Below are 25,071 nucleotides of genomic sequence, written 5' to 3' on the forward strand. Positions count from 1 at the left end.
CGATCGGCCGGATTGGACGCTCCTGGGGTGAGATCATGAAGACTTGGTTGCTGCGGACCTCGGCACTGATTGCCGTGGCCCTGCTGGGGGCGTGCGGCGGCGGCGGTGGTGGGGTCTTCTTCCCCATCGTGGGGTTGCCCGTCCCTGGCTCTGGGTCTGGCGCGACGACGGTGACATTGACCGGAAACGCGACTTTCGACTCCGTGCCCAACACCACCGGCGGGCTGAACTACGGGGCCATTGCCGCCAAGCCGGTTCGGGGCGCGGTCGTCGAAATCCTGGATGCCAACGCGGCTGTGCTGGCCAGTACGGCCACGGACGGCAGCGGCGCCTATTCCGTATCCGTACCCGCCAACACGACAGTCAGCGTGCGCGTCAAGGCCCAGATGCTGCAGGGCGGCTCCGCAGCGAGCTGGGACGTCAGCGTGCGCGACAACACCCAGGGCGACGCCCTCTACTCGATGGACAGCGGCAGCTTCTCCACTGGGAGCGCGGCGTTGACGCGAAACGTGCATGCGCCCTCCGGCTGGAACGGCTCGAGCTACGCATCGGCCCGCGTCGCCGGACCGTTCGCGGTGCTCGACGCCGTCTACGCGACTCAGGCGAAAGTCCTCTCCGTTGCGCCGAGCACTGCCTTTCCACCGCTGCGTGTGTTCTGGAGCGTCAATAACGTGCCGGCTTCAGGCAATACGGCGCTGGGCCAGATCGGCACGACCTTCTTCACCAACTCGACCGCGGCGGGCGCGACCCGTGCCATCTATGTGCTGGGCAAGGAGAACGTCGATACCGACGAATACGACAGCTCGGTGGTCGCGCACGAATGGGGCCACTACTACCAGTCGGCCTTCAGCCGTGACGATTCGCCCGGTGGCGGCCATTCATTGACCGACCTGCTGGACCGCCGCGTCGCCTTTTCGGAGGGCTGGGGTAATGCCTGGTCCGGCATCGCGCTGGCACGCAGCAACTACACTGATTCGGTGGGCGCGAGCCAGGCCGTCGGATCGAACCTCGACCTGAGCGCGGGCGCAGCGTCACCTGCCGGGTGGTATCGCGAGGCCTCGATCCAGTCGATCCTCTGGAATCTGAACAGTCAGGTCGGCTTCAAGCCGATCCACGACGCCCTCACCGGCGCGTCATTCAAGAGCGGCGTGGCGGTGACCTCGATCCACCCCTTCTCCGTGGCCTTCAATGCCGCGGCGCCCGGCAGCGCCTCAGCCCTCAACACGCTGCTGTCGGGCCAGAGCATCGCCGTTCCCAACGACCCCTTTGCTGGGAACGAGACGAACAATGGCGGCGTCGCGGTTGCGTTGCCGATGTACACGTCCGTTGCGGTGGGGGGCGGGGCCACGCAGGCCTGCGTGACGAACCAGGCGGACGCGGGGGGTGCCGGCAACAAGCTGGGCAGCTACGCCTACCTTCGATTCACCGCGCCCGCGCAGCGCAACTACGCCATCGCTCTTTCGGTCACCGGTGGGACGCCGGGCACCGATCCGGACTTCGTGGTCTATCAGGGCCGACGCGTCGGTCAGGGCCTTTCCATCGTCGCCGGGAGCGAATCGGGTTCCGTCAGCCTGTCGCAGGGCGAGGCCGTTATCGTCGTCAACGACTTCAAAAACGTGTCGACGAACACGTGCTTCAACGTCACCATCAACTAAGGAGCGCAGCCATGCGTGCATCTCGCAGCCTCGGAGCCATCGCCATGGCGGCGCTGGCCATGGGCGTGTCACTGCAGGCTTGTGCGCACAACACAAAGCCCGCGCGCGACATTTCTTCCCAAAAGATGACGACCGCCCCCATGAAGCCCGGCGGCTCCGGCATTGCCGTCCAGTACCGCATCGACGGCACGCCCGAGTCCGGCAGCGCCGTCCCGGTCGTGCTGAGCTTCGACGGCATCACGGACCCGGCCGGCGGCACAGTCAAGCTCAGGCCCGACGGCGGCCTGGCCATCACCGGCTCGTCCGGACCGTACACGCTGCCGGCAGGCAGGACTTCGACGCTGACCGTCCAGGTCGTCCCCGACGCCGACGGCATCGGCTACCTGCATGTGTTCACCACCCAGAACGGGGCGACCAGCGCGACCTCCATCACCGTCCAGGTCGGCAAGGAACCCTCCACCCTCCCCGCCAGCAGCGGGCTGAAGCAGACGCCCGGCGGGGACAAGATCCTCTCCATGCCGGTGAAGTGAGCCCAGCCGGCCTGATCGGCCGGCGCCTTGCGCTCCCAAAGACTTGCGGGCTATAATGTCCGGCTCTGCCCGATTTGCGCCTTGGCGCTTGCCGTACAGAGCTTTATCAACCTTCTTCCGCATACCAAACGCTGTCGCCAATTGAAGTGGCAGCGGCGGGAGTCTTGGAGAAAAAACCATGAGTCTGAGCAACTCCCTCGGGTTGCTGGGCCGCAAGGTGGGGATGATGCGTCTCTTCACCGATGACGGTGACGCCGTTCCCGTCACGGTGGTGGACGTGTCCAACAACCGTGTGACCCAGATCAAAACCCAAGAGACCGATGGCTACGTCGCCCTGCAGGTGACCTTCGGCTCACGCAAGGCATCGCGCGTGACCAAGCCCGAAGCCGGCCATCTCGCCAAGGCTGGCGTCGAAGCCGGCGAAATCATCCAGGAATTCCGCGTCACCGCCGATACGGCCGCCCAGCACAAGGCTGGTGGCGCGATCGCCGCAGCCAGCGTATTCACGGTGGGCCAGAAGGTCGACGTGCAAGGTACCTCGATCGGCAAGGGCTATGCCGGCACCATCAAGCGCCACAACATGGGCTCGCAGCGTGCCTCGCACGGTAACAGCCGTTCGCACAACGTGCCCGGCTCGATCGGCATGGCGCAGGACCCCGGTCGCGTCTTCCCCGGCAAGCGCATGACGGGCCACCTGGGCGACGTCACCGTGACCACCCAGAATCTCGACCTGATCCGCATCGATGAAGCGCGCCAGCTGCTTCTGATCAAGGGTGCGATCCCCGGTGCCAAGGGTGGCTTCGTCACCATTCGCCCGGCCGTCAAGGCCAAGGCGGCGCCCGCGGCCTAAGGAGCAACAGCAATGCAACTCGAACTCCTGAACGAGCAAGGCCAGGCCGCGTCGAAGTACGACGCGCCCGAGACCGTGTTCGGCCGTGACTACAACGAAGACCTGGTGCACCAGATCGTCGTCGCCTACCAGGCCAATGCCCGCCAGGGCACGCGCGCCCAGAAGGACCGCGAGCAGGTCAAGCACTCGACCAAGAAGCCGTTCAAGCAAAAGGGAACGGGCCGCGCCCGTGCCGGTATGACTTCCTCGCCGCTGTGGCGTGGGGGCGGTCGCATCTTCCCGAACATGCCGGACGAGAACTTCACGCAGAAGATCAACAAGAAGATGTACCGCGCCGGCATGGCGTCCATCTTCTCCCAACTGGCGCGCGAAGGTCGCCTGGCTGTGGTCGACTCCATCAAGGTCGACTCGCCCAAGACCAAGGCGCTGGCCGCCAAGTTCAAGGCGATGAACCTCGAGTCCGTGCTCGTGATCGCCGAGGAAGTCGACGAGAACCTGTACTTGGCCTCGCGCAACCTGGTGAACGTGCTCGTGGTGGAGCCGCGTTACGCCGATCCGGTTTCGCTGGTGCACTACAAGAAGGTGCTGGTCACCAAGGGCGCTGTCGACAAGCTCAAGGAGATGTTCGCATGAGCCGCATCAATCCCACTCCCCAGCAGCGTCAGTTCGACGAAGGTCGGCTGATGAACGTGCTGGTCGCCCCGATCGTGTCCGAGAAGGCCACGATGGTTGGCGAGAAGTCGAATGCAGTCACTTTCAAGGTGCTGCAGGACGCCACCAAGCCCGAGATCAAGGCCGCCGTCGAACTGATGTTCAAGGTCGAGGTGAAGGGCGTGTCCGTGGCCAACATCAAGGGCAAGACCAAGCGCTTTGGGAAGTCGGTCGGCCGTCGCGACAACGTTCGCAAGGCCTACGTGACGCTCAAGGCCGGTCAGGAGCTCAACCTGGTTGGGGAAGGCGCTTAAATCATGGCCGTCATCAAGATGAAACCCACTTCGCCGGGCCAGCGTGGCGCGGTGAAGATCTCGCGGGACCACCTGCACAAGGGCGCCGGCTTCGCTCCGCTGCTGGAGCCCCAGTTCCAGAAGTCCGGCCGCAACAACAACGGCCACATCACGACCCGCCACAAGGGCGGTGGCCACAAGCACCACTACCGCGTGGTGGACTTCGTGCGCAACAAGGACGGCATCCCGGCCAAGGTCGAACGCATCGAGTACGACCCGAACCGCACCGCCCACATCGCGCTCGTGTGCTACGCCGATGGCGAGCGCCGCTACATCATCGCCCCGCGCGGCCTGGAAACCGGCGCCACACTGCTGAGCGGCTCGGAAGCCCCGATCCGCGCCGGCAACACGCTGCCGATCCGCAACATCCCGGTGGGTTCGACGATCCACTGCATCGAGCTGCAGCCTGGCAAGGGCGCGCAGATCGCCCGCTCGGCCGGCACCTCGGCGACGCTGCTGGCCCGCGAAGGCGTCTACGCCCAGGTTCGCATGCGCTCGGGCGAAGTGCGCCGCGTGCACGTCGAGTGCCGCGCCACCATCGGTGAAGTCGCCAACGAAGAGCACAGCCTGCGCCAGCTCGGCAAGGCTGGCGTGAAGCGCCACATGGGCATCCGCCCGACCGTGCGCGGCGTGGTGATGAACCCGGTCGACCATCCGCACGGTGGCGGCGAAGGCAAGACCGGCGAAGGCCGCCATCCTGTCGACCCGTGGGGCAATCTCACCAAGGGCTACCGGACCCGCAACAACAAGCGCACGCAGGTCTTCATCGTGTCGCGTCGGAAGAAGTAAGGGACAGCCACATGACTCGCTCTCTCAAGAAAGGTCCCTTCGTCGACCACCATCTGTTGGCCAAGGCCGACAAGGCCGTGACGACCAAGGACAAGAAGCCGATCAAGACCTGGTCGCGCCGCTCGATGGTCCTGCCCGAGTTCATCGGCCTGACCATCGCCGTGCACAACGGCAAGCAGCACGTGCCTGTCTACATCACCGACCAGATGGTCGGCCACAAGCTCGGCGAATTTGCGCTCACTCGCACGTTCAAGGGGCACCCCGCGGACAAGAAAGTCCAGAAGAAGTAAGGAACGACCATGTCTGAAACACGTGCAGTCCTCCGCGGTGTCCGCCTCTCGGTCGACAAGGGCCGACTGGTCGCCGACCTGATCCGCGGCAAGAAGGTCGATCAGGCGCTCAACATCCTGCAGTTCACGCAGAAGAAGGCCGCCGTGATCGTGAAGAAGGTGCTCGAGTCGGCCATCGCCAACGCCGAGCACAACGATGGTGCCGACATCGACGAGCTGAAGGTCAAGACCATCTACGTCGAGCAGGGCGCCACGCTCAAGCGCTTCACGGCGCGCGCCAAGGGTCGCGGCAACCGCATCAGCAAGCCCACGTGCCATGTGTACGTGACGGTGGGCAACTAACAGGCTGGAAGATTTATGGGACAGAAAATCCACCCGACCGGCTTCCGCCTCGCGGTCAGCCGCAACTGGTCCAGCCGCTGGTACGCCAGCAACCGCGACTTCGCCGGCATGCTGGCCGAAGACATCAAGGTGCGCGAGTACCTGAAGAAGAAGCTCAAGAACGCGTCCGTGTCGCGCGTCATGATCGAGCGCCCCGCCAAGAACGCCCGCATCACGATCTACTCGGCTCGTCCGGGCGTCGTGATCGGCAAGAAGGGCGAGGACATCGAGAACCTGAAGCGCGAGCTGGGCAAGCAGCTCGGCGTGCCGGTCGCCGTGAACATCGAGGAAGTGCGCAAGCCCGAAATCGATGCACAGCTGATCGCCGACAGCATCACGCAGCAGCTCGAGAAGCGCATCATGTTCCGCCGCGCCATGAAGCGTGCCATGCAGAACGCCATGCGTCTGGGTGCCCAGGGCATCAAGATCATGTCGGCAGGGCGCCTGAACGGCATCGAAATCGCCCGCACCGAGTGGTACCGTGAAGGCCGCGTGCCGCTGCATACGCTGCGCGCCGACATCGACTATGGCACCTCGGAAGCGAAGACCACCTACGGCGTCATCGGCGTCAAGGTCTGGGTCTACAAGGGCGACACGCTGGGCCGCAACGACCTGCCGGTCGTCGAGACCCCGCGTCCCGAAGAAGAGCGCCGCCCGCGTGGCCCGCGCCGTGATGGCCGTCCTGGTGGCGACCGTCCGGGCTCGGACCGTCGCGGTCCGCGCGCCGGTGCCCGCGGCCCGATCGGCGGCAACGTCGCCCCGGCCGATGGCAGCGACAAGCCCGCAGAAGCCGGCGGTGCAGACTCGAAACCCGCCGTTAAGCGCGTCCGCAAGGCCGCGCCCGCTGCAGCAGCGGACGGTGCCAAGACCGAGTGACATCGGTCTTAGAACTACGGAGTAACTAACATGCTGCAACCTGCACGCAGAAAGTTCCGCAAGGAACAGAAGGGCCGCAACACCGGCATCGCGACCCGCGGCAACGCGGTGTCCTTCGGTGATTTCGGCCTCAAGTCGATCGACCGCGGCCGCCTGACGGCGCGCCAGATCGAAGCCGCCCGCCGCGCGATCTCGCGTCACGTCAAGCGGGGCGGCCGCATCTGGATTCGTGTGTTCCCCGACAAGCCGATCTCCACCAAGCCCGCCGAAGTGCGGATGGGTAACGGCAAGGGCAACCCCGAGTACTACGTCGCCGAGATCCAGCCCGGCAAGGTGATCTACGAGATCGTCGGCGTGCCCGAGGAACTCGCGCGCGAAGCGTTCCGCCTGGCTGCCGCCAAGCTGCCGCTGCGCACCACCTTCGTCGCTCGCCAGCTCGGCGCCTGATCGGGAGGAACACACATGGCAACCCGTAAGAAAAAGGACGCCGCGGCTTCGGCCAAGGTGTCGAAGGCCGCCACGCTGCGCGACAAGGACGTCGCCGGCCTGCAGGCCGAGATCAAGGATCTGCAGAAGGCCCATTTCGGCCTGCGCATGCAGAAGGCCACGCAACAGCTGTCGAACACGGCCACGCTGCGCATCACGCGCCGTGACATCGCCCGTGCGAAGACCATTCTTGCGCAAAAGCAGCAAGAAGCCGCCAAGTAAGGAGTGACCATGACGGAAGCTAAAAAATCCCTCAAGCGCACCCTGATCGGCAAGGTGGTCAGCGACAAGCGCGCGAAAACGGTGACGGTGCTCGTCGAGCGCCGCGTGAAGCACCCGATCTACGACAAGGTCGTGACTCGCTCGAGCAAGTACCACGCCCATGACGAAAAGGGCGAGTACAAGATGGGCGACACCATCGAGATCACCGAGAGCCGCCCGATCTCCAAGACCAAGAACTGGGTGGTGACCCGTCTGGTCGAGAAGGCCGTCACGGTCTGATCGCTGGCGACGCAGCCAATCCCAAAGCGGCCCACAATGTGGGCCGCTTTTATTTTTTCAGGAGCAAACCATGATCAAAGTCGGTGACACCCTTCCTGCCGCAACCCTGCAGGAGTATTCCGAAGTCGAGGGGGAGGGCTGCAGCATCGGCCCGAACCCGGTCGACGTGAACCAGGCCTCGGCGGGCAAGACCATCGCCCTGTTCGCGCTGCCCGGCGCCTTCACGCCGACCTGTTCGGCCAAGCACGTGCCCGGCTATGTGCAGCGCTTCGACGAACTCAAGGCGGCTGGCGTGGACGAGATCTGGTGCGTGAGCGTCAACGATGCCTTCGTGATGGGCGCCTGGGCGCGCGACCAGAAGACCGATGGCAAGGTGCGCATGCTGGCCGACGGCAGCGGCGTGTTCGCGAACGCCACCGGCCTGACGCTCGACCTCACGGCACGCGGTATGGGCGTGCGCAGCAACCGCTACTCGATGCTGGTGAAAGACGGCAAGGTGGCCTCGCTCAACGTGGAGGCGCCTGGCAAGTTCGAGGTCAGCGACGCCGAGACGCTGCTGAAGCAGGCCCGCGGCTGAGCACGCCGGGACGAATCAAAGATCCACCTTGAGGTAGTGCGACCCCGCGATGGGGTTGTGGTAGTAGGGCGGGACTTCGACGAAACCGAGGTCTTCGTAGAGGGCCCGCGCCGACTCCATGTCATCCAGCGTGTCCAGCAGGACACAGGCATACCCGGCACCGCGTGCCGCATCCAGGATGGCTTCTGCCAGTTGGCGGCCGAGGCCGAGTCCTCGGAACTGCGGACGAACGTAGAGCCGTTTCATCTCCGCCGCGTTGGGATAGTCGGCCGCATCCAGTGGACGCAGTGCGCAGCAGCCGGCGACGACAGCCGCGGCGCCGTTGGCGCGCTGCAGCGTCGGCACACCGGCGCGCGCAGCCTCTGCGCCCCCGAGCGCGGGATCGACCAGCGCGAGCAGCAATGCACCGCGTGGCTCCGCATAGTCGCCGGGAAGCCCGGCCAGCTCGGCGTCGAAGTCCTGGAAGCACAGGTCGATGCCCAGCGAGGCCGCGTACTCGAGAAAGATGGTCCGTGTGATGTCGAGCTCGTCGCCCGGATCGGGCGTCACCAGCACGATGTCGGGCGTGCCCGCCAGCGGAAGCGGCCTGGAAACAGAGAAGCTCATGGTCGCAACGACGCGATCCACGCCGCGAAGGTGGCGCAGGCCGCGAACACCATCAGCGCCAACAGGCGGGACGCGGCATCGTCGCGGCTCGCAGCCGCACGGCCGTCCGTGACCAGCTTGTCGCCGGAGATCATCGGCCGCACCAGCCGGTGGCGCTTGACCGCCACGTAGAAAAGCACCGCCAGCACATGCAGGCTCACCAGCGCGATCACGATCCACTTGCCGAACAGGGTGTGCCAGCCCGTGGCAAGGCTCACCGTCGCACCCGAGACGAAACGCGTGAGCGGCCCCGCCGCCATGACTTCGTCGTCGGCCACCAGGCCCGTCGCCACCTGCAACCCCAGGATCGCGAGCAGCGCGAAAACCGAGAATGCGCCGAGCGGCGTGTGACCGATGAGATGGTCTGGATGTGGGCGCCCGCGCAGGTAGTTCATGACCGATCCCGGCGAATAGGCAAAAGCGGCGAAACGCGACCAGCGCCCGCCGATGAAGCCCCAGATCACGCGAAACAACAGCAGCGAAAGCACCGCGTAGCCGATCCGGAAGTGCCACTCCATCGCGCCACCGAAGCCGGTCGCGAGTTGGCCGACCACCGCGACCGCGAGCGCCCAGTGAAACACGCGCGTCGGCAGATCCCAGACACGCGTGCGGATCGCGCTGGCGTCGTCCAGGCTCACAGGGCGCGTGGCGGACTCAGGGGCGGGGGGCATCGAGGGAGGCGGGGCGCGAAGCGTCGGAAGGTGCAGATTAGCAAAGTCGGCGCCATCGCGCCTACGGGTTGTCGCTATGCATGGTGGGCTGTCGCACGCCCCTAAACTGGCCCGCGCCGCCAGTCTGCGGCGCTGCCCCCACAACAAGGAACCCCGATGAATCGCTTTGCCTCGTTGACTCTGGCTGCGGCCGGCGCCGTGCTGTGCCTGCCGGCCCTGGCCCAGTTCGCCAAGACCGAAGACGCCATCAAGTATCGCCAGAGCGCGATGTTCATCCAGAACTACCACATGAGCCGTCTGGGCGCCATGGCCAGCGGCCGCGTGCCCTACGACGCCGCGAGTGCGACGATGAATGCCGAGGTGGTGGCGGAGATCTCGAAACTGCCGTGGATCGGCTTCGGCCCGGGCACCGAAGGCGGCAAGGCCAAGCCGGAGATCTGGAAGGAGCAGGCGAAATTCAAGGAGCTCAGCGACAAGCTGGTCAGCGAGACCGGCAAGCTCCTCGTTGCTTCGAAAGCCGGCAACCTGGACGCACTCAAGGCCGCGGTCTCGTCCGTGGGCCAGACTTGCAAGTCCTGCCACGACACTTTCCAGAGCAATTAGAGGGCAAGGGCGCTGTCGAATGACATCGCCCTGCTTCCAGACTACGCCTCGGCCAGCAGCTTCTCGATGAGCCGGTGCAGCTCGGCGAAGTCTGGTTCGCCCACGTAGCGCTTCACGATCTCGCCGCGCTTGTTCACGATGTAGGTCGTGGGCGTGAGCTTCACGTCGCCCCAGGCCTTGGCCACCGCGCCGGTGTTGTCGATCGCCACCTTGAAGGGCAGCTTGCGGGTCTCGGCGAAATTCACGACGTAGCTGGGTGGGTCGTAGCTCATCGCCACGGCCAGGGTGTCGTAGCCCTGGGCCTTGTACTTGTCGTAGGTGGCGATCACCTTGGGCATCTCGGCCACGCAGGTAACGCAGCTGGTGGCCCAGAAATTGACCAGCGTGACCTTGCCCTTGAGGTCCTCGGTGCTCTTCTTGCTGCCATCCAGCAGCACGAAGGTCGAGGTCGGCGCGGCCGACACGCCGGTATTCAGGTACACGCCCACGCCGGCGGCCAGGGCGATCACGATGGCGGCGGCGGGAATCAGCTTCTTCATGGGACAACGATGGAGGGGGCGCCGCGATTTTAGTTCCGCTCGTCCGATCTCGCCCGCACCGGGGCTGGCCCTGGGGAAAGGAAGGCGGTTCGATAATCGGCATCCGATGCGCTTGACCCTTCGTTCACGACTCGCGGCGCCCGTCGTGGCGGCCTCCCTGCTTGGCGCCTGCAGCCCGGTCTTCAACTGGCGCGAGGTCCCGATCGCGGGCGACGGTCTGGTGGCGCTGCTGCCCTGCAAGCCCGACCGCGCGACCCGCAGCCTGCCGCTCGGCGCCGGCGCCTCGATCGCCGTCGACATGACCGGGTGCGAAGCCGGCGGAGCCACCTTCGCCGTGGCCCACGCGACCGCCGAGGACGCGGCCCAGGCCGAACGCTGGATGGCGGCCTGGCGTGCCGCCACCCGGAGCCAGCTGGCCGGCAGGCCGGCCGCCGAGGCGCCGGCGACATTGCCCCGGGCCGCGGCCATGCCCGAACCGGTGCGGCTGGACGTTCAGGGCGCGGCGGGCGGCCCGGCGCCCGCCCACATGCTCTGGTTCGCCCAGCAGCGGGCCGGAAAGATGGCGCTCTACCAGGCAACTGTGCTCGGGCAGCCGGTCTCGGCCGACGCGCGCGTCACTTTCTTCGAGGGACTGCGTCTGCCATGAGCAGCTTGCTGACGAGCCGCGGCCGCATCGCCGCGGTGTTCCTGGCCTTCGCCTTCGCCTACTTTCTCTCGACGCTCATTCGTGGGATCACCGCCACCCTGTCGCCCGTGCTGACGGCGGAGTTCCGCCTGCACGCCAGCGACCTCGGCCTCCTGGCCGGCGGTTACTTCCTGGGCTTTGCCTTCACCCAGCTGCCCATGGGCGCCTGGCTGGATCGTCACGGTCCCGGGCGCGTGGTCCTGTGCTTCCTGTCGGTCGCGGTAGCCGGCTGCCTATTGTTCTGCGTGGCCACGCAGTTCTGGCTGCTGCTGGCCGCGCGCGTGCTGACCGGTGTCGGCGTCAGCGCCTGCCTGATGGCACCGCTGACCGGCTACCGGCGCTGGTACGACCCGCCGATGCAACTGCGCGCCAACGCCTGGATGCTGATGGTCGGCTCGCTCGGCCTGGTCGGCGCCACGCTGCCGGTGACCTGGCTGATGCCGCTGACCGGCTGGCGGCCGCTGTTCTGGCTGCTCGCTGCCGGGGTGTTCGTGTCCATGCTGCTGATCGCCTGGTCCACCCCGGGCTGGGATCGCGCCACCGGAGAAGGCCCCGCGCTGCCGGCCCGCGGCAGCGGCTACGCCGAAGTCTGGCGCGATCCCTTCTTCCGCAGGCTGATGCCCATCGGCTTCTTCTGCCACGGCGGTTTCGTCGCCATGCTGACCCTCTGGGTTGTCCCCTGGCTCACGCGGGTGGGCGGCTGCACGCCGGGCGAGGCCGCCGATGGGTTGTTTGTGATCAGCAGCGCCATGCTCGTCACCTACTGGGTCTGGGGGGCCGTCAACCCCTGGCTGGCGCGGCGCGGCATTGCCGCCGAGCGCCTGATCGCCTGGGGCACGCCGGTCGGCTTGCTGGCACTGGCCATCATCCTGCTGCTCGGCCCGGACGCCGGCGCGGCCGCGTGGACCGTCTACCTGTGCTGCGCCACCGTCGTCACCCTGGGCCAGCCCGCCGTCGCCATGGCATTGCCGCCGGCACTGGCCGGACGGGCGTTGTCGGCGTACAACCTTGTCGTGTTTGTGGGCGTCTTTCTGATCCAGTGGTGCGTGGGCCTGCTGATCGACCTGTTCGAGCGTGCCGGCCTCGACACGGCGGGCGCCTTCCGTGGTGCGCTGGGGCTGTTCCTGGGATGCTGTTTGTTGTCTTATTTCTACTTCCTCTGGGCGCCCCCGCATAATCGACGGACCCGCCTTCGACCCGCATGAACAGCATCTTCATCATCGCCCATTCGCCGCTCGCCCAGGCGCTGCGGCAATGTGCGCTGCATGTGTTCCCCGACAGCGAGGCTTCGATCGCGGCACTGGACGTGCTGCCCAACGTGTCGCCCGACGAAACCCTGGCGGCGGCGCGAATCACCCTGGCCCAGCTGCAGCGCACGCCCCGCTCGCAGGTGCTGGTGCTGGCCGACGTGTTCGGCGCCACCCCCTGCAACGTCGCGCAGAAGCTGGTGGACGGGGTGCGCTCCCGGCTGGTGGCCGGCGTCAACCTGCCGATGCTGCTGCGTGCCGTAAGCTACCGCAACGAGCCGCTCGAGACGCTGGTCCAGCGCGCGCTCACCGGCGGCACCGCGGGCGTGATGCAGGTGGCGGTGGCGGCACCCCAGAACCAGGCAAGAAGAAAGCACAGTGATCAAGACATCCGTGACCATCAGCAATAAGCTGGGCCTGCATGCACGGGCCTCGGCCAAGCTCACCAAGCTCGCGGGCAGCTACCCTTGCGAGGTCTGGCTCTCGCGCGGCGACCGTCGCGTCAATGCGAAGAGCATCATGGGCGTGATGATGCTGGCCGCCGGCATCGGGGTCACGGTGGAGATCGAGACGAACGGCGAGCGCGAGCAGGAGGCGCTCGACGCCATCGTTGCATTGATGAACGACAAGTTCGGAGAAGGCGAATGACCTTTGCCGTCCATGGGCTGCCCGTCGCCCGTGGCATCGCGATCGGACGCGCCGTGCTCGTGGTGTCCAGCCGGCTGGACGTCGCGCACTACTTCATCAAGCCGGAAGAAGTCGAAGCCGAAATCGATCGCTTGCGCGTCGCCCGCAACGCGGTGGCCGAGGAACTGCAGAAGCTTCAGGCCAGCGTGGCCCTGATGGGCCCGAACGAGGCGCCCCACGAACTCAGCGCACTGCTCGAGGTGCACCTGATGCTGCTCCAGGACGAGGTGCTCACCTCCGGCGTCAAGCACTGGATCGTCGAGCGCCTCTACAACGCCGAGTGGGCGCTGACCACGCAGCTGGAGGTGGTGGCGCGCCAGTTCGACGAGATGGAGGACGAGTACCTGCGCGAGCGCAAGGCCGACCTCGAGCAGGTGGTCGAGCGCCTGCTGCACCGCATGAAGGGCACCGCCGCGGTGCTGGCGCCCACGCCTCCGCGGCGCAAGCGCACCGCCGAGGACGATGACAGCGATCCCACCGCCGGCGACGCCATCGACGCCCCGCTGGTGCTCATCGCGCACGATCTCTCGCCGGCCGACATGCTGCAGTTCAAGAAGAGCGTGTTCGCCGGCTTCGTCACCGACGTGGGCGGGCGCACCTCGCACACCGCCATCGTCGCGCGCAGCATGGACATCCCGGCCGTGGTCGGTGCGCGCAGCGCCAGCCAACTGGTGCGGCAGGACGACTGGGTCATCATCGACGGCGATGCCGGCGTGGTGATCGTCGACCCTTCGCCCATCATCCTGGCCGAGTACGGCTTCAAGCAGCGCCAGGGCGACCTGGAGCGCGGCCGCCTGGCGCGCCTGCGCCACAAGCCCGCCGTCACCCTCGACGGCCAGCGTGTGGACCTGCTTGCCAACATCGAGTTGCCGGAGGACACGCTGGGCGCCGTCAAGGCCGGCGCAGTCGGCGTCGGCCTGTTCCGCAGCGAGTTCCTGTTCATGGGCCGCGAGGCCCAGCGCCTGACGCGGCTGCCCGACGAGGAGGAGCAGTACCAGGCCTACAAGCGCGCGGTCGAGGGCATGCAGGGCATGCCGGTCACCATCCGCACCATCGACGTGGGCGCCGACAAGCCGCTGGACGGCAAGTCGGTTCGCGACGACGCCCACCTCAACCCGGCGCTGGGCCTGCGCGCGATCCGCTGGAGCCTGGCCGACCCGGCCATGTTCCTGACCCAGATCCGCGCCATCCTGCGCGCGGCGGCGCACGGCGAGATCCACCTGCTGATCCCCATGCTCGCGCACGCCACCGAGATCCGCCAGACCCTCTCGCTCATCGACTTCGCGCGCGCCGAGCTCGACAACCGCGGCACGGTGTACGGCAACGTCAAGCTGGGAGCGATGATCGAAGTGCCGGCCGCCGCGCTCACGCTGCGCATCTTCCTCAAGCATTTCGACTTCCTCTCGATCGGCACCAACGACCTGATCCAGTACACGCTGGCCATCGATCGCGCGGACGAGTCGGTCGCCCATCTCTACGACCCGGCCCATCCGGCCGTCCTGCGTCTGGTGGCCGAGACCATCGCCGAGTGCCGACGGCAGGGCAAGGGCGTGAGCGTGTGCGGCGAGATGGCGGGCGACGTCGCCTTCACGCGTCTGCTGCTGGGCATGGGCCTGCGCAGCTTCTCCATGCACCCCTCGCAGATCCTGGCGGTCAAGCAGGAGGTGCTGCGCGCCGACACCAGCAAGCTCTCGGGCTGGGTGCAGCAGGTGCTGGAGGCCGACGATCCGGCCAGCCTACTGACGCCGGCACCGCAATAAAACGAAACACGCCGAAACTGCCGCGAAAGGACGCCGCGGCCGGCGGATCGCACCATCGGGTCTCCCTGATCGATTCAGATCGCACTGAAGGAAGACCCTCATGAAACCCTGGTTCAAACGATCCCTCTTCGGCTTTGCCGGCGCCGCGCTGCTGGCCGGCAGCCTGGCCGGCTGCTCCAGCCATCGCCACGGCTGGGGCGGCGGCTACTCCGAGCAGGACCGCGCCGAGTTCCGCGCCCGCATGGTCGAACGCGTGGGCAGCAAGCTCGAGCTCGATGCTGCCCAGAAGCAGAAGCTCAACGTCCTGGCAGAGAAGATCCAGGCCCAGCGCACAGCGCTGCGCGGCGGCGGCGATCCGCGCGCCGAGTTCCGTTCCCTCTTCGCCGGTGCCAAGCTCGACCAGGAGCGCGCGAAAAAGCTGGTCGATGACAAGACCGCCGCCGTCCAGTCCGGCAGCCCCGAGGTGATCGCCGCAGCGGCCGACTTCTTCGACAACCTGAACCCGACGCAGCAGCAGAAGGTGCGCGAGTTCATGGAGCGCGGCGGCCGCCGCTTTGGCCACCGTGGCTGAGCTGTCCGCGCCGCGCCTCTCGTCCCCGAGGGCATCGGACCCGCCGTGGGTGCGCCAGGGAGCCGAGGAACAACGCCAGCTCCCGGGCGCCACCCGCGGCGGCGTGCGCGCCATGCTGCGGCTGGAAGGCCTGGCCGTGCTGGCTGCGGCGCTCGCCGCCTACCAGTACCTCGGCGCGAGCTGGGGCGCCTTCGCGATGCTGTTCCTGCTGCCCGACCTGTCCTTCCTGGGCTATCTGGCCGGCGCGCGCGTCGGTGCGATCGCGTACAACGCCGCGCATTCGTACGTCGGCCCGGTCGCGCTGCTCGCGCTGGGGCTGGTCGGCGAGATGCCCGCCGTGCTCGCCCTCGGACTGGTCTGGGCGGCCCACATCGGCCTCGACCGCGCGCTGGGCTACGGCCTCAAGTACGGCAGCGAGTTCGGCGCCACCCACCTAGGCCGCATCGGCCGCGCCGATCCGTGGTGAACGCCGGCCCACCCCGCGCGCAATGGCGTCCGGCCTGATCGCGAGCTTCGTTTTCGGCGCCCGTATGCACAATGGTCGCATGCCCCGCATCCTGCTGATCGACGACGACGAGCACCTCGCTGCGCCGCTGGCGAGCTACTTCGCGCGCTTCGACTGCGTGCTGGACAGCGCATCGCGGCCCAGCGAGGGTTTGGCCCGCCTGCGGGCCCAGCCCTACGACGCCGCCATCCTCGACGTGATGCTGCCCGAGATGGACGGCTTCGCCCTGTGCCGCGAGATCCGCAAGGAGAGCGACATCCCGATCGTGATGCTGACCGCGCGCGGCGACGTGATGGATCGCGTGGTCGGCCTCGAGCTGGGCGCCGACGATTACCTGCCCAAGCCCTTCGAGCCGCGCGAGCTGGTGGCGCGGGTACAGACCATCCTGCGCCGCCAGCGCGCCGTGCCCGCCGCGCCGCCCGCGCAGCGCCGCGAGTTCGAGGGCCTGGTGATCGACCTCGACCGGCGCGAGGTGCTGCGTCAGGGCGAGCGGGTGGAGCTCACCGGCACCGAATTCGAGTTGCTGGCGCTGCTGGCCGATTCGCCCGGCAAGGTCTGGAGCCGCGACGACATCCTGAACCGGCTGCGCGGCCACGAGGCCGAGCTCTACACGCGCGCGGTCGACATCGTCGTGAGCCGGCTGCGCAAGAAGCTGGAACCGCTGGACTGCATCAAGACGCTGCGCAACGCAGGCTACACGCTCGCGGTCGGCAAGAGCGGCGGCCCGTGACCCGGCGTCCGCATCCGCATCGGCACTGGCGCCACCGCTGGCGCCATTCGCTGCGCCTGCGGCTGATCACCGTCTTCGTGCTGCTGGCCATGGCCATGGCGGCGGTGTTTCTCGGCGGTATGCAGCGCGCCTTTTCCGACGGCTGGCGCGGCGCCGCCCAGCCGATCGTCGGCGACTACATGGACCGGCTGGTGGCCGAGCTGGGCACGCCGCCCGACGTGGCGCGCGCCGAGGCGCTGGTGAAGCGCCTGCCCATCTCCATTCGCATCGAGGGCCCGGCGGTCAACTGGGACTCGCATCCGCAGCGCCGCTGGCGCGGCTTCGGCCCGGGCAGTGGCCGGGGTGACTGGCTGACGCGCAGCACTGCCGATGGCCACCGCGTGAGTTTCGGGCTGGGCACCTTGCCGTGGCAGCGCGAGCCGCATGGCATCGGCGGCCTGACGCTGGCGCTGCTGCTGCTCCTGATCGTGATCGCCTACGTCTACGTGCGGCGCCTGCTGCGCCCGCTCGACGACATCCGTGCCGGCGCCGAGCGCTTCGGCCGCGGCGCCTTCGACCAGCCGATCCCGCTGCGGCGGCGCGACGAGCTGGGCGACCTGGCGCAGCGCATCAACACCATGGCGCACGACATCCAGGGCATGCTCGATGCCAAGCGCGCGCTGCTGCTGGCGCTGAGCCACGAGCTGCGCTCGCCGCTCACGCGTGCGCGCCTCAACGCCGAGCTGCTGCCCGCCACGCCCGAGGGCGTGGCTGAACGCGCCGCACTGCTGCGCGACCTGGCCGAGATGCGCGACCTGATCAGCGACCTGCTGGAGAGCGAGCGCCTCGCCAGCCCGCACGTGGCCCTGCAGCGCGAGCCGGTCGATCTGCCCGCGCTGGTGCGCGAGGTGGTGGCGGAGCATCCCGAAGGCGGCCGTGTCGTGCTCGACCTGGCCGAAGGTCTGCCTCTGCTCGCGCTGGACCGCCTGCGCATCCGACTGCTGGTGCGCAATCTGCTGGAGAACGCCCTGCGCTACGGCGGCGACGCGGCCGAGCCGCCGCGCATCGCGCTGCGTGCTGTGGCGCCAAGTGGCATCGAGCTGGAAGTGCGCGACTTCGGCCCCGGCGTCGATGCCGCCCAGCTCGAGCGCCTCACCGAGCCCTTCTACCGCACCGACAGCGCGCGCCAGCGCGCCACCGGCGGCGTGGGCCTGGGCATGTACCTGTGCCGCCTGGTGGCCGAGGCGCATGGCGGCACGCTGGCCGTGCGCAACGCGCAGCCCGGCCTGGTGGTCACGGCGCGCCTGATGCCGTAGCCGCAGGCACGGTGTGCCCGCGCCCCTTCGCCGCCTGCCGCACCGCGTCGTCCACGCTCCAGGCCGTGTAGGCCGCGGGCGGCAGGTCCTCGCAATTCACCGAAGATCGCCGCGCGCTCGCGGGGCCGCACTTCGTCGGTCGACAGCAGCAGGGAGGCGGTCATGCGATCCATGTTGTCCGGGCCGCCCCCGGCCGCAGCACTTGCGGGTTAACGTGCGCGCTGGATCAAGCGCATTGTGCGCAGCCGGCACAGCGCGGCGCGCGCGTGCTTCCTACGATCGCACAAGCGGCCCGGCCCGACGGGGCTCGGAGCTGTGCCCGCAGACCCATGCGCTGATCGTGGAGGCAGTAACGAGGCCGGACTGCCGCCGGGCGTGCTCAACTTCGTCGCCAACGCACCCGCTGGTGGTGCTCGACGATGCCGGCATCGAGGCCGCCGTCGGGCGCCTTCGCCAACTCGGGCCAGATCTGCATGTCGACCGAGCGCATCGTGGTGGACCGGCGCGTGGCCGACGAATTCGTCGAGCGCTTCGTGGCCAAGGCGCAGCGCCTGCCGCTGGGCGACCCGCGCGAAGGGCCGGTGGCGCTGGACTCGGTGGTCGACCACGCCGACAGCACGCTGATGCCGGCCACCGTGCTCGATCACCGAACGCCGCGCCGCTACCCCTTCTGACGGCTTGTGAGCTGTCGCCTGCGCTACCCGGGCGCATGGAGCCCGGCGCTACGATGCCAGCCCCCGACCACCGCAGGAGACAGCCCATGAGCAGCACCGTCAGCAACCGCCAGGTCCGCCTCGCCAAGCGCCCCGAGGGCGCCGCCACCCGCGACAACTGGAAGTTCACCACCGAGCCCGTGGGCGAGCCGGCCGAGGGCGGCGTCGTGGTCAAGACCCTGTCGCTCTCGCTCGACCCCGCCATGCGCGGCTGGATGAACGAGGGCAAGAGCTACATCCCGCCGGTGGAGATCGGCGCGGTGATGCGCGCCGGCGGCATCGGCCGCGTGGTCGCCTCGCGCAACCCGGCCTTTGCGGTCGGCGACACCGTCTACGGCACGCTGGGCGTGCAGGAATACATCCTGATTCCCCAGGAAGACATCAAGCGCAATGGCCTCGTGAAGATCGACCTGCGCGCCGGCACCATCACGCAATGGCTCAACGTGCTCGGCATGCCGGGCATGACCGGCTATTTTGGCCTGATGGACATCGGCGAGCCCCAGCCCGGCGAGACGGTCGTGGTCTCCGGCGCTGCCGGCGCGGTCGGCCAGACCGTGGGCCAGCTCGCGAAGATCAAGGGCTGCCGCGCGATCGGCATCGCCGGCGGCCAGGCCAAGTGCGACTGGGTCGTCAATGAGCTGGGCTTCGACGCCTGCATCGACTACAAGGCCGGCCCCTCCGCCGTGCGCGACGGCCTGAAGGCGCACTGCCCCAAGGGCATCGACATCTACTTCGACAACGTCGGCGGCGAGATCCTCGACGCGGCCCTGGCGCGCCTCGCGCGCGGCGCGCGCATCATCATCTGCGGCGCCATCAGCCAGTACAACAATGCCAACAGCGCGCCGGCGCAGGGCCCGAAGAACTACCTGAGCCTGCTGGTGAACCGGGCGCGCATGCAGGGCATGGTGGTGTTCGACTACGCCGACCGCTACCACGTGGCGGTGGCAGAGATGGCCGGCTACCTGAAGGACGGCCGCATGAAGAGCCGCGAAGATGTCGTCGAGGGGCTGGATACTTTCCCCGAGGCGCTGAACAGGCTCTTCAGCGGGCAGAACTTCGGCAAGCTGGTGTTGAAAGTGGCGGACGCGTAGCCTTTCCAGGCGGCGTCAGTGCCTGATGGCGGGGCCACGCATTGTTTCGATGCAGGCAATACGGCGTTGCCGGCAGCCGTCTTGGTTCGCGAAGCAGCCTTCCGTACGATCAGGCCATGAAGCACGAACACCCGCGCGCCGAACACCTGGCCTCGTCCCCTGCAGGCAGTGAGCCTTCGCCCCTGGACGCCGAACCGAATCCTTCGTCCGTCGCGGCGAATGACAAGCATCGCGAGCCTGATTCGAATCCCACGGTCTGGGACGACTGGAAGTCGGTGCGGGACGTCGCCTGAGGCGGCCCGCAGCCGGACCTGAACCTGGGTTTCGCGTAGCTCTCAGGCCCTGACCCGCGTGCCCATCAGGGCCGCCGTGATGATCAGGATCGCCGCCAGCGCAATGGTCCAGCTCATCGGCCGCTGCGTGACCAGCATCAGCAGCGCCGTCGACGCCAGCGGCGTGATGTAGCTCAGGATTCCGATCTGCCGCGCGTCGCCGCGCTTGAGTGCCAGGTCCCAGAGAAAGAAGGCCGCCCCCAGCGGGCCCAGCCCGCACAACGTGACCAGCAGCCAGTCGCGCGCCGACAGCGTGGCCTGCGGCTCCAGCAGGGCGTGGCAGGCGAGGGCCAGGGCGCCCGAGAGCAGGCCGAACAGGCCAATCGCGCTCGTCGGAAAGGCCGCCACCCGTTTCGTCCACAGCGAGTAGCTGGCCCAGATGAAGGCCGAGCCCAGCGCCGGCACGAAGCCCCGGTAGCCGAGATCGACGGCGTCGGCCGATGCACCGCGCGCACCCAGGATCGCGATCGCGGCACCCGCGAAGCCCAGCATGGCCGCCACCAGGTGCAGGGGGCGCAGCGACAGGCCCGGCAGCAGCAGCGGCGCCAGCACCACGATCAGCAGCGGCCACAGGTAGTTGACCAGGTTGACCTCCACCGGGGGCGCGTGCCGCAGCGCGGTGAACAGCAGGAAGTGGAAGCCGAAGAGGCCGTAGATGCCCAGTGCCAGCGTGCGCGGCGGCACGGCCCAGGCCTGGCGGTCGCGCAGCACCCGGGGCCAGCTCATGACGCTGCCGATGATCAGTGCCAGTCCGGTGAGCAGGAAGGGCGGCAGGTGCGAGAGCGCAGTGCCCAGCGAGGCCAGCGTGGCCCACAGGGCGATGGCGGCGAGGGCGTAGAGCGTGGACGACATGGCCACGAGCTTAAGCTGCGCGGCCGTCGTGCGATGCCGGTCGTTCGTCGCGCGGCGACGGTTTGGGTGGGTTTCAGTCGCAGTAGCGGCGCAGCGCGGCGGTCAGCGCCGAGGGCGAGCGATAGCCGCTGCGGCGCGCAGTCTCCGCCACGCTCAGGCCCGCGCTGCGCAGCTGCCGCGCATGCAGCAGCCGTTGCGCGCGCAGCCAGTGCATGGGGCTCATGCCCTGTTCCTCGCGGCAGCGCTGCGCGAATTGGCTGGGGCCGAGGCAGGCGACGGCGGCGAGATCGGCCACGCCCAGCGGCTGGTGCCAGCGCGCCTGGGCCCAGGCAGCCAGTGCAGCCCAGTCGATCGCGCGTCCGCGCAGCTTGGGCGCGGCGGGCCCCCAGGCTTCCAGCAGCAGCGCGGGCGCATGGTGCAGCGCCAGCGGCGACGGTGCAGGCGATGCCAGGCACTCGGCAAGGTAGCGGGCCAGGGGCAGCAGGCGCGGCGCATGAGGGCCCTGGCCGGCAAAAGGCGTCCACAGGGCCAGGGGCGTGTCGAGCACCAGGCAGTGGCTGCCGCCCTGCGATTCGAAGTCGTGCCGGTCGCCGGGTGCCACCACGTGGCCCTCCCCAGCGCCGAGGCGCAGGCCGCGGCCTTCCACCTCCAGCTCGAGCACGCCGTCCAGGCCGACCAGCACCTGGAAGTGCTCGTGCGCATGGCTGCCGCGCGACCCGCCGTAATGGCGCAGCGACAACGGTGGCGGCGGGGCCGTGGGGGCGCGATGGGACATGGCGGTGGCCATTGTCCCTTGCGGGGTCTGCCCCTGTCACGCCGCGGGATGCGGCCGCATCACCCGATCGCCTGCAGCAGGGCCTGCGGATCCACCGGCTTCACCAGGTGCGAGGCGAAGCCGTGCGCCTGGCTGCGCTCCATGTCGCTGCGCTGGCCGTAGCCGGTCATCGCGATCAGGCGGATGGCCCGGTCCGGGTCCAACTTGCGGATCTGCGTGGCCAGCTCGAAGCCGTCCATGACGGGCAGGCCGATGTCCAGCAGTGCGACCTCCACCCGCTGGCGCGCCAGCAACGCCAGCGCGCTCGGGCCGTCATGGGCGATGAAGGGCGTGAAGCCGGAGAGCGCGAGCAGCTCGCCCAGGGCCTGCGCGCCATCGACGTTGTCCTCGACCACCAGCACGCGTTTGTGGCGGATGTCGACGGCCGGCACCGCGGCTGCCTGCGCCTTCGCCGCGGCCGCGAGCGGCAGCCGCAGCGTGAACTCGCTGCCGAGGCCGCGGCCCGGGCTGGCTGCATCGAGGGTGCCTCCATGCAGTCGGGTCAGGTTGCGCGCGATGGTCAGGCCGAGCCCGAGGCCGCCTTGTGGCCGATGGATGCCCTGGACGCCCTGCACGAACAGGTCGAAGACGATGTCCAGCTCCTGCTGCGTCATGCCCGCGCCGTTGTCGCGGACGGTGAGCACCACCTCGTCGTCGCTGCGCATCGCCCGGATCTCGACGCATCCGCCGGTATCGGTGTAGCGCCCCGCGTTGACGAGCAGGTTGGCGATCACCTGGCGCAGCCGCGCCTCGTCGGCGAAGACCGGCAGGCCCTGCGCGGGCACCTCCAGCGCCAGCCGGTGCCGCTTGTTCTCGAGGACGGGGCTGGCGGTCTCGATCGCGCTGTCGACCACCGTGCGCAGCTCCAGCGTCGTGCGCCGCAGCTCGAGGCTGCCGCGGGCGATGCGCGGGATGTCGAGCAGGTCATCGACCAGGCGCGCCATGTGCCGGGCCTGCCGCTCGATGATCGCGCGGTGCGGGGAATCGCCATCGCGCAGCTTCATGATCTGCACGGCGGTGAGGATCGGCGCCAGCGGATTGCGCAGCTCGTGGCCGAGCATGGCGATGAATTCGTCCTTGGCCCGGTTCGCGGCCTCGGCCGCCTCGCGGGCGAGGGTTGCCTGCTGGTGCGCGCGCGCACGCATGATCTGGACCTCCACGCGGGCCAGCAGCTCGGCCGTCGAGAACGGCTTGATCAGGTAATCGTCGGCGCCCTGCTGCAGGCCCGCCACCCGTGCTTCCTCGCCCGCCTGCGCGGACAGCACCAGCACCGGCAGGTCCCGCGTGCGCGTGCCTTCGCGCAGCCGCTGCAGCAGGGCCCGGCCGTCGATGCCGGGCATCATCATGTCGGTCACCACCAGGTCGGGCTGCCGGCGCTCGATGGCGGCGAGCGCCTCCTCGCCGTCGGCGGCGGTCTCGACCTGCCAGTGGGGATCCAGCAACTGGCGGACGTAGTCGCGCATGTCGGGGTTGTCGTCGACCACGAGCACCCGTTCGGGCTTGCGGCGGCTCAGCGACGTCGGCGCCTCGTGCGCGGAGCGCCGCGCGAGCCACGTGGTTTCGGCTCTCAATGCCTCATCGAGGTAGCGCGATCTCTGCGCGGCCTGGGCCGCGGTGTCCGCCTCCACGATGCTCGATGCGGGGAGGTGATCGGCGCCCAGCGGTATCTCCACCGTGAAGCGCGTGCCTTGCCCGGGCGTGCTGTCGACGCCGATGCTGCCGCCGTGCAGCCGCACCAGCTCCTTCACCAGCGCCAGGCCGATGCCGGTGCCCTCGTGGGTGCGGGAACGTGTGCCGTGCACACGGTGGAAGCGGTCGAAGATGTGCGCCAAGGCCGACGGCTCGATGCCCACGCCGGTATCCCGCACCGTCAGCCTGGCGCGGTGGCCCACCTCGGCCACGGCCACCTCGATCTCGCCTTCGAAGGTGAACTTGAAGGCGTTCGAAAGCAGGTTGAAGACCACCTTCTCCCACATCTCGCGGTCCACGTAGGCCGGCAGCGGTCGCTCGCCGCCCTGCACGACCAGGCGCAGGCCGGCCTGCTCGAAGGCGGAGCGGAAGACCGAGGCCAGCTCTGCCGTGTAGCGCGCCAGGTCGGTGGCGGCGTAGCGGGCCTGCACCTGGCCGCCCTCGATGCGGGAGAAGTCGAGCAGGGTGTTGACCAGCTTGCGCAGGCGCAGCCCGTTGCGCTGCACGCGCTCCAGCGGCTCGCGTGCATCGGCGGGCAGCGCCGTGCGGGCCAGGAGGTCGTCGACCGGGCCGAGCATGAGGGTCAGGGGCGTGCGCAGCTCGTGGCTGACATTGCTGAAGAACAGGTTCTTGGCCCGGTCCAGCTCGGCCAGCGCCTCGGCCCGCTGCTGCGCTTCGAGCCGTGTGCGCGTGTCGTTGAGCTGCGAGGCGAACTGGCTGGCCACCAGGCGCAGGAAGCTGCGGTAGGCGTCGTCGAGCCGCCGCCGGGTGCTGATGCCCAGCACGATGGCGCCGACGGGCGCTTCGCCGCCGCGGCCTGCCAGCGGGAGGACCAGGGCCTCCTCGACGGGCTCTGGCCAGGCGCCGCGCAGCTCGCCCCAGAGCGCCTGAACACGGTGCGTGAGTTCCTCGCGGCCGGTGTGCTGCACGCGCAGCGCGACGGCCCGGGCGTCCGCGTCGGTGCCATCGATGGGGCCGACAGGCTGGCGCGGGAGGGGGTGGACACGCCGCATGTCGTCCGCCGCGTCGCCGGCGAGGTACAGCGCGGCGAAGGGCACGTCGTGCAACTCGGTGCCGAGCGCCGCCAGCATCAGCCGGCCCGCCTCATCGAGGCTGCCGGCCTCGCCGTCGGACACGCCGGCCAGATCGTGCAGCAGGGCCAGGCGGCGCGCGCCGAGGACGCGCTCGGTTTCCTCCACCACCACGCACAGCATGCCGGCCACGCGGTCCGATTCGTCGTAGACCGGGCTGTAGGAGAAGGTGTGGAAGGTCTCTTCCTCGTAGCCGCTGCGGCGCAGGAACAGGCGCAGTCCCTCGTCCCAGGTGGCCTCGCCGGTGGCGAGCACGTGCGCGATGCGAGGCCCGGCCGCGTCCCACGCTTCTTCCCACACCCGGTCGGCCCGCGCGCCGAGCACCCAGTCGCGCTTGATGCCCACCGTGGGCAGGTAGGCGTCGTTGCAGAAGAAGATGCCCTCCGGGCCCCAGGCCATCCACATCGCGAAACGGGAGTCCAGCATGGTCCGGATGGTCGTCTTCAGGCTCTGCGGCCAGCCGGCCGGATCGCCCAGGGACGTGCTGCGCCAGTCGAAGTCGCGCATGCGCGCGCCCATCTCTCCGCCGCCTTTCAGAAAATCCGTGGACGCGAGGGACATGGAACGGAGCTGGGTCGTTGGGACCGCCAAATTATGCAAAGGCCTCCGTCC

At 68.6% G+C, this 25,071-nt stretch carries 31 protein-coding genes and 1 pseudogene; 26 read left to right on the forward strand and 6 right to left on the reverse strand.

The genetic code is table 11. The features are described 5' to 3' along the window. Positions 1 to 35: 35 nt before the first annotated feature. From A8M77_RS00210 to A8M77_RS00270, 13 genes are all read left to right on the forward strand, one after another. Positions 36 to 1,655 carry a hypothetical protein gene (locus tag A8M77_RS00210; RefSeq protein WP_086919904.1) on the forward strand — a complete coding sequence of 540 codons (1,620 nt, stop codon included), beginning with the start codon at positions 36 to 38 and terminating at the stop codon, positions 1,653 to 1,655. 11 nt (positions 1,656 to 1,666) lie between these two features. Next, a complete protein-coding gene (locus A8M77_RS00215; protein ID WP_086919620.1) occupies positions 1,667 to 2,185 on the forward strand; it encodes a hypothetical protein in 519 nt (172 codons plus the stop codon). A gap of 178 nt (positions 2,186 to 2,363) precedes the next feature. Next, on the forward strand, positions 2,364 to 3,035 hold the full coding sequence (gene rplC / locus A8M77_RS00220) for a 50S ribosomal protein L3 (RefSeq protein WP_086919621.1): 672 nt from the start codon (positions 2,364 to 2,366) through the stop codon (positions 3,033 to 3,035). Between the two features lie 12 nt (positions 3,036 to 3,047). Beyond that, positions 3,048 to 3,668: a 50S ribosomal protein L4 gene (gene rplD / locus A8M77_RS00225; protein ID WP_086919622.1), complete on the forward strand. Its 621-nt coding sequence runs from the start codon at positions 3,048 to 3,050 to the stop codon at positions 3,666 to 3,668. Next, entirely contained in the window at positions 3,665 to 4,000 is a 336-nt protein-coding gene (rplW, locus tag A8M77_RS00230; RefSeq protein WP_086919623.1) for a 50S ribosomal protein L23, read from the forward strand. Before rplD ends, rplW begins: the two co-directional genes overlap by 4 nt. A gap of 3 nt (positions 4,001 to 4,003) precedes the next feature. Beyond that, the gene (gene rplB, locus A8M77_RS00235; protein WP_086919624.1) at positions 4,004 to 4,828 is read left to right on the forward strand and encodes a 50S ribosomal protein L2; all 825 of its coding nucleotides are present in this window, start codon (positions 4,004 to 4,006) and stop codon (positions 4,826 to 4,828) included. Between the two features lie 11 nt (positions 4,829 to 4,839). Next, positions 4,840 to 5,118 carry a 30S ribosomal protein S19 gene (gene rpsS, locus A8M77_RS00240; protein ID WP_068640579.1) on the forward strand — a complete coding sequence of 93 codons (279 nt, stop codon included), beginning with the start codon at positions 4,840 to 4,842 and terminating at the stop codon, positions 5,116 to 5,118. A gap of 9 nt (positions 5,119 to 5,127) precedes the next feature. After that, positions 5,128 to 5,460, forward strand: a complete 333-nt coding sequence (gene rplV / locus A8M77_RS00245) for a 50S ribosomal protein L22 (protein ID WP_019657678.1) — start codon at positions 5,128 to 5,130, stop codon at positions 5,458 to 5,460. Between the two features lie 15 nt (positions 5,461 to 5,475). Next, a complete protein-coding gene (rpsC, locus tag A8M77_RS00250; protein ID WP_086919625.1) occupies positions 5,476 to 6,375 on the forward strand; it encodes a 30S ribosomal protein S3 in 900 nt (299 codons plus the stop codon). Between the two features lie 30 nt (positions 6,376 to 6,405). Continuing rightward, positions 6,406 to 6,822: a 50S ribosomal protein L16 gene (gene rplP / locus A8M77_RS00255; RefSeq protein ID WP_068674864.1), complete on the forward strand. Its 417-nt coding sequence runs from the start codon at positions 6,406 to 6,408 to the stop codon at positions 6,820 to 6,822. Between the two features lie 57 nt (positions 6,823 to 6,879). Next, on the forward strand, positions 6,880 to 7,083 hold the full coding sequence (gene rpmC, locus A8M77_RS00260; protein ID WP_086919905.1) for a 50S ribosomal protein L29: 204 nt from the start codon (positions 6,880 to 6,882) through the stop codon (positions 7,081 to 7,083). 9 nt (positions 7,084 to 7,092) lie between these two features. Continuing rightward, a complete protein-coding gene (gene rpsQ, locus A8M77_RS00265) occupies positions 7,093 to 7,362 on the forward strand; it encodes a 30S ribosomal protein S17 (RefSeq protein ID WP_086919626.1) in 270 nt (89 codons plus the stop codon). 70 nt (positions 7,363 to 7,432) lie between these two features. Beyond that, positions 7,433 to 7,939 carry a peroxiredoxin gene (locus A8M77_RS00270; RefSeq protein WP_086919627.1) on the forward strand — a complete coding sequence of 169 codons (507 nt, stop codon included), beginning with the start codon at positions 7,433 to 7,435 and terminating at the stop codon, positions 7,937 to 7,939. A 15-nt stretch (positions 7,940 to 7,954) separates the two neighbouring features. Here A8M77_RS00270 and A8M77_RS00275 read toward each other — a convergent pair whose 3' ends face one another. Both A8M77_RS00275 and A8M77_RS00280 read right to left on the reverse strand, forming a co-directional pair. Next, a complete protein-coding gene (locus tag A8M77_RS00275) occupies positions 7,955 to 8,545 on the reverse strand; it encodes a GNAT family N-acetyltransferase (protein ID WP_086919628.1) in 591 nt (196 codons plus the stop codon). Further along, on the reverse strand, positions 8,542 to 9,216 hold the full coding sequence (locus tag A8M77_RS00280) for a cytochrome b/b6 domain-containing protein (RefSeq protein WP_443269943.1): 675 nt from the start codon (positions 9,214 to 9,216) through the stop codon (positions 8,542 to 8,544). Before A8M77_RS00280 ends, A8M77_RS00275 begins: the two co-directional genes overlap by 4 nt. 195 nt (positions 9,217 to 9,411) lie before the next feature. Here A8M77_RS00280 and A8M77_RS00285 point away from each other — a divergent pair, with 195 nt between their 5' ends. Continuing rightward, complete coding sequence (locus tag A8M77_RS00285) at positions 9,412 to 9,858, forward strand: c-type cytochrome (protein ID WP_086919630.1); 447 nt, start codon at positions 9,412 to 9,414, stop codon at positions 9,856 to 9,858. Between the two features lie 41 nt (positions 9,859 to 9,899). Here the strand turns inward: A8M77_RS00285 and A8M77_RS00290 are convergent, their stop codons facing one another. After that, positions 9,900 to 10,397 carry a TlpA disulfide reductase family protein gene (locus A8M77_RS00290; RefSeq protein ID WP_086919631.1) on the reverse strand — a complete coding sequence of 166 codons (498 nt, stop codon included), beginning with the start codon at positions 10,395 to 10,397 and terminating at the stop codon, positions 9,900 to 9,902. A gap of 106 nt (positions 10,398 to 10,503) precedes the next feature. Between A8M77_RS00290 and A8M77_RS00295 the strand changes: the two genes are divergently transcribed. From A8M77_RS00295 to A8M77_RS35980, 12 genes and pseudogenes are all read left to right on the forward strand, one after another. Continuing rightward, the gene (locus tag A8M77_RS00295) at positions 10,504 to 11,043 is read left to right on the forward strand and encodes a hypothetical protein (RefSeq protein WP_086919632.1); all 540 of its coding nucleotides are present in this window, start codon (positions 10,504 to 10,506) and stop codon (positions 11,041 to 11,043) included. Next, a complete protein-coding gene (locus A8M77_RS00300; protein WP_086919633.1) occupies positions 11,040 to 12,287 on the forward strand; it encodes an MFS transporter in 1,248 nt (415 codons plus the stop codon). Before A8M77_RS00295 ends, A8M77_RS00300 begins: the two co-directional genes overlap by 4 nt. Further along, a complete protein-coding gene (locus A8M77_RS00305) occupies positions 12,284 to 12,739 on the forward strand; it encodes a PTS sugar transporter subunit IIA (RefSeq protein ID WP_086919634.1) in 456 nt (151 codons plus the stop codon). The genes A8M77_RS00300 and A8M77_RS00305 overlap by 4 nt, the downstream gene beginning before the upstream one ends. Beyond that, the gene (locus tag A8M77_RS00310; protein ID WP_086919635.1) at positions 12,708 to 12,977 is read left to right on the forward strand and encodes an HPr family phosphocarrier protein; all 270 of its coding nucleotides are present in this window, start codon (positions 12,708 to 12,710) and stop codon (positions 12,975 to 12,977) included. Before A8M77_RS00305 ends, A8M77_RS00310 begins: the two co-directional genes overlap by 32 nt. Next, positions 12,974 to 14,776, forward strand: a complete 1,803-nt coding sequence (gene ptsP, locus A8M77_RS00315; RefSeq protein WP_086919636.1) for a phosphoenolpyruvate--protein phosphotransferase — start codon at positions 12,974 to 12,976, stop codon at positions 14,774 to 14,776. Before A8M77_RS00310 ends, ptsP begins: the two co-directional genes overlap by 4 nt. Before the next feature lie 100 nt (positions 14,777 to 14,876). Beyond that, positions 14,877 to 15,347: a Spy/CpxP family protein refolding chaperone gene (locus A8M77_RS00320; protein ID WP_086919637.1), complete on the forward strand. Its 471-nt coding sequence runs from the start codon at positions 14,877 to 14,879 to the stop codon at positions 15,345 to 15,347. Further along, entirely contained in the window at positions 15,340 to 15,813 is a 474-nt protein-coding gene (locus tag A8M77_RS00325) for a DUF4260 domain-containing protein (protein ID WP_238136662.1), read from the forward strand. Before A8M77_RS00320 ends, A8M77_RS00325 begins: the two co-directional genes overlap by 8 nt. A gap of 79 nt (positions 15,814 to 15,892) precedes the next feature. Further along, a complete protein-coding gene (locus A8M77_RS00330; RefSeq protein ID WP_086919907.1) occupies positions 15,893 to 16,582 on the forward strand; it encodes a response regulator transcription factor in 690 nt (229 codons plus the stop codon). Beyond that, complete coding sequence (locus A8M77_RS00335; protein WP_238136663.1) at positions 16,579 to 17,877, forward strand: HAMP domain-containing sensor histidine kinase; 1,299 nt, start codon at positions 16,579 to 16,581, stop codon at positions 17,875 to 17,877. The genes A8M77_RS00330 and A8M77_RS00335 overlap by 4 nt, the downstream gene beginning before the upstream one ends. Positions 17,878 to 18,178: 301 nt before the next feature. Further along, a pseudogene (locus tag A8M77_RS36710) lies at positions 18,179 to 18,533 on the forward strand (aldehyde dehydrogenase family protein); the annotation flags it as partial. A 104-nt stretch (positions 18,534 to 18,637) separates the two neighbouring features. Beyond that, positions 18,638 to 19,681: an NADP-dependent oxidoreductase gene (locus tag A8M77_RS00345; RefSeq protein WP_086919638.1), complete on the forward strand. Its 1,044-nt coding sequence runs from the start codon at positions 18,638 to 18,640 to the stop codon at positions 19,679 to 19,681. 116 nt (positions 19,682 to 19,797) lie between these two features. Beyond that, complete coding sequence (locus A8M77_RS35980; protein ID WP_158100856.1) at positions 19,798 to 19,974, forward strand: hypothetical protein; 177 nt, start codon at positions 19,798 to 19,800, stop codon at positions 19,972 to 19,974. A gap of 42 nt (positions 19,975 to 20,016) precedes the next feature. On the opposite strand, the gene A8M77_RS00350 is transcribed toward A8M77_RS35980, so the two are convergent. The 3 genes from A8M77_RS00350 to A8M77_RS00360 form a co-directional block, all read right to left on the reverse strand. After that, positions 20,017 to 20,865, reverse strand: a complete 849-nt coding sequence (locus A8M77_RS00350) for a DMT family transporter (protein WP_086919639.1) — start codon at positions 20,863 to 20,865, stop codon at positions 20,017 to 20,019. Between the two features lie 73 nt (positions 20,866 to 20,938). Further along, positions 20,939 to 21,640, reverse strand: coding sequence for an AraC family transcriptional regulator (locus tag A8M77_RS00355; RefSeq protein WP_086919909.1), 702 nt, complete (start codon positions 21,638 to 21,640; stop codon positions 20,939 to 20,941). 59 nt (positions 21,641 to 21,699) lie between these two features. Beyond that, the gene (locus A8M77_RS00360) at positions 21,700 to 25,020 is read right to left on the reverse strand and encodes an ATP-binding protein (RefSeq protein WP_143694504.1); all 3,321 of its coding nucleotides are present in this window, start codon (positions 25,018 to 25,020) and stop codon (positions 21,700 to 21,702) included. Positions 25,021 to 25,071: the final 51 nt, after the last annotated feature.

It is taken from the genome of Variovorax sp. JS1663 (assembly GCF_002157355.1).
Classification (GTDB): Bacteria; Pseudomonadota; Gammaproteobacteria; order Burkholderiales; family Burkholderiaceae_C; genus Variovorax.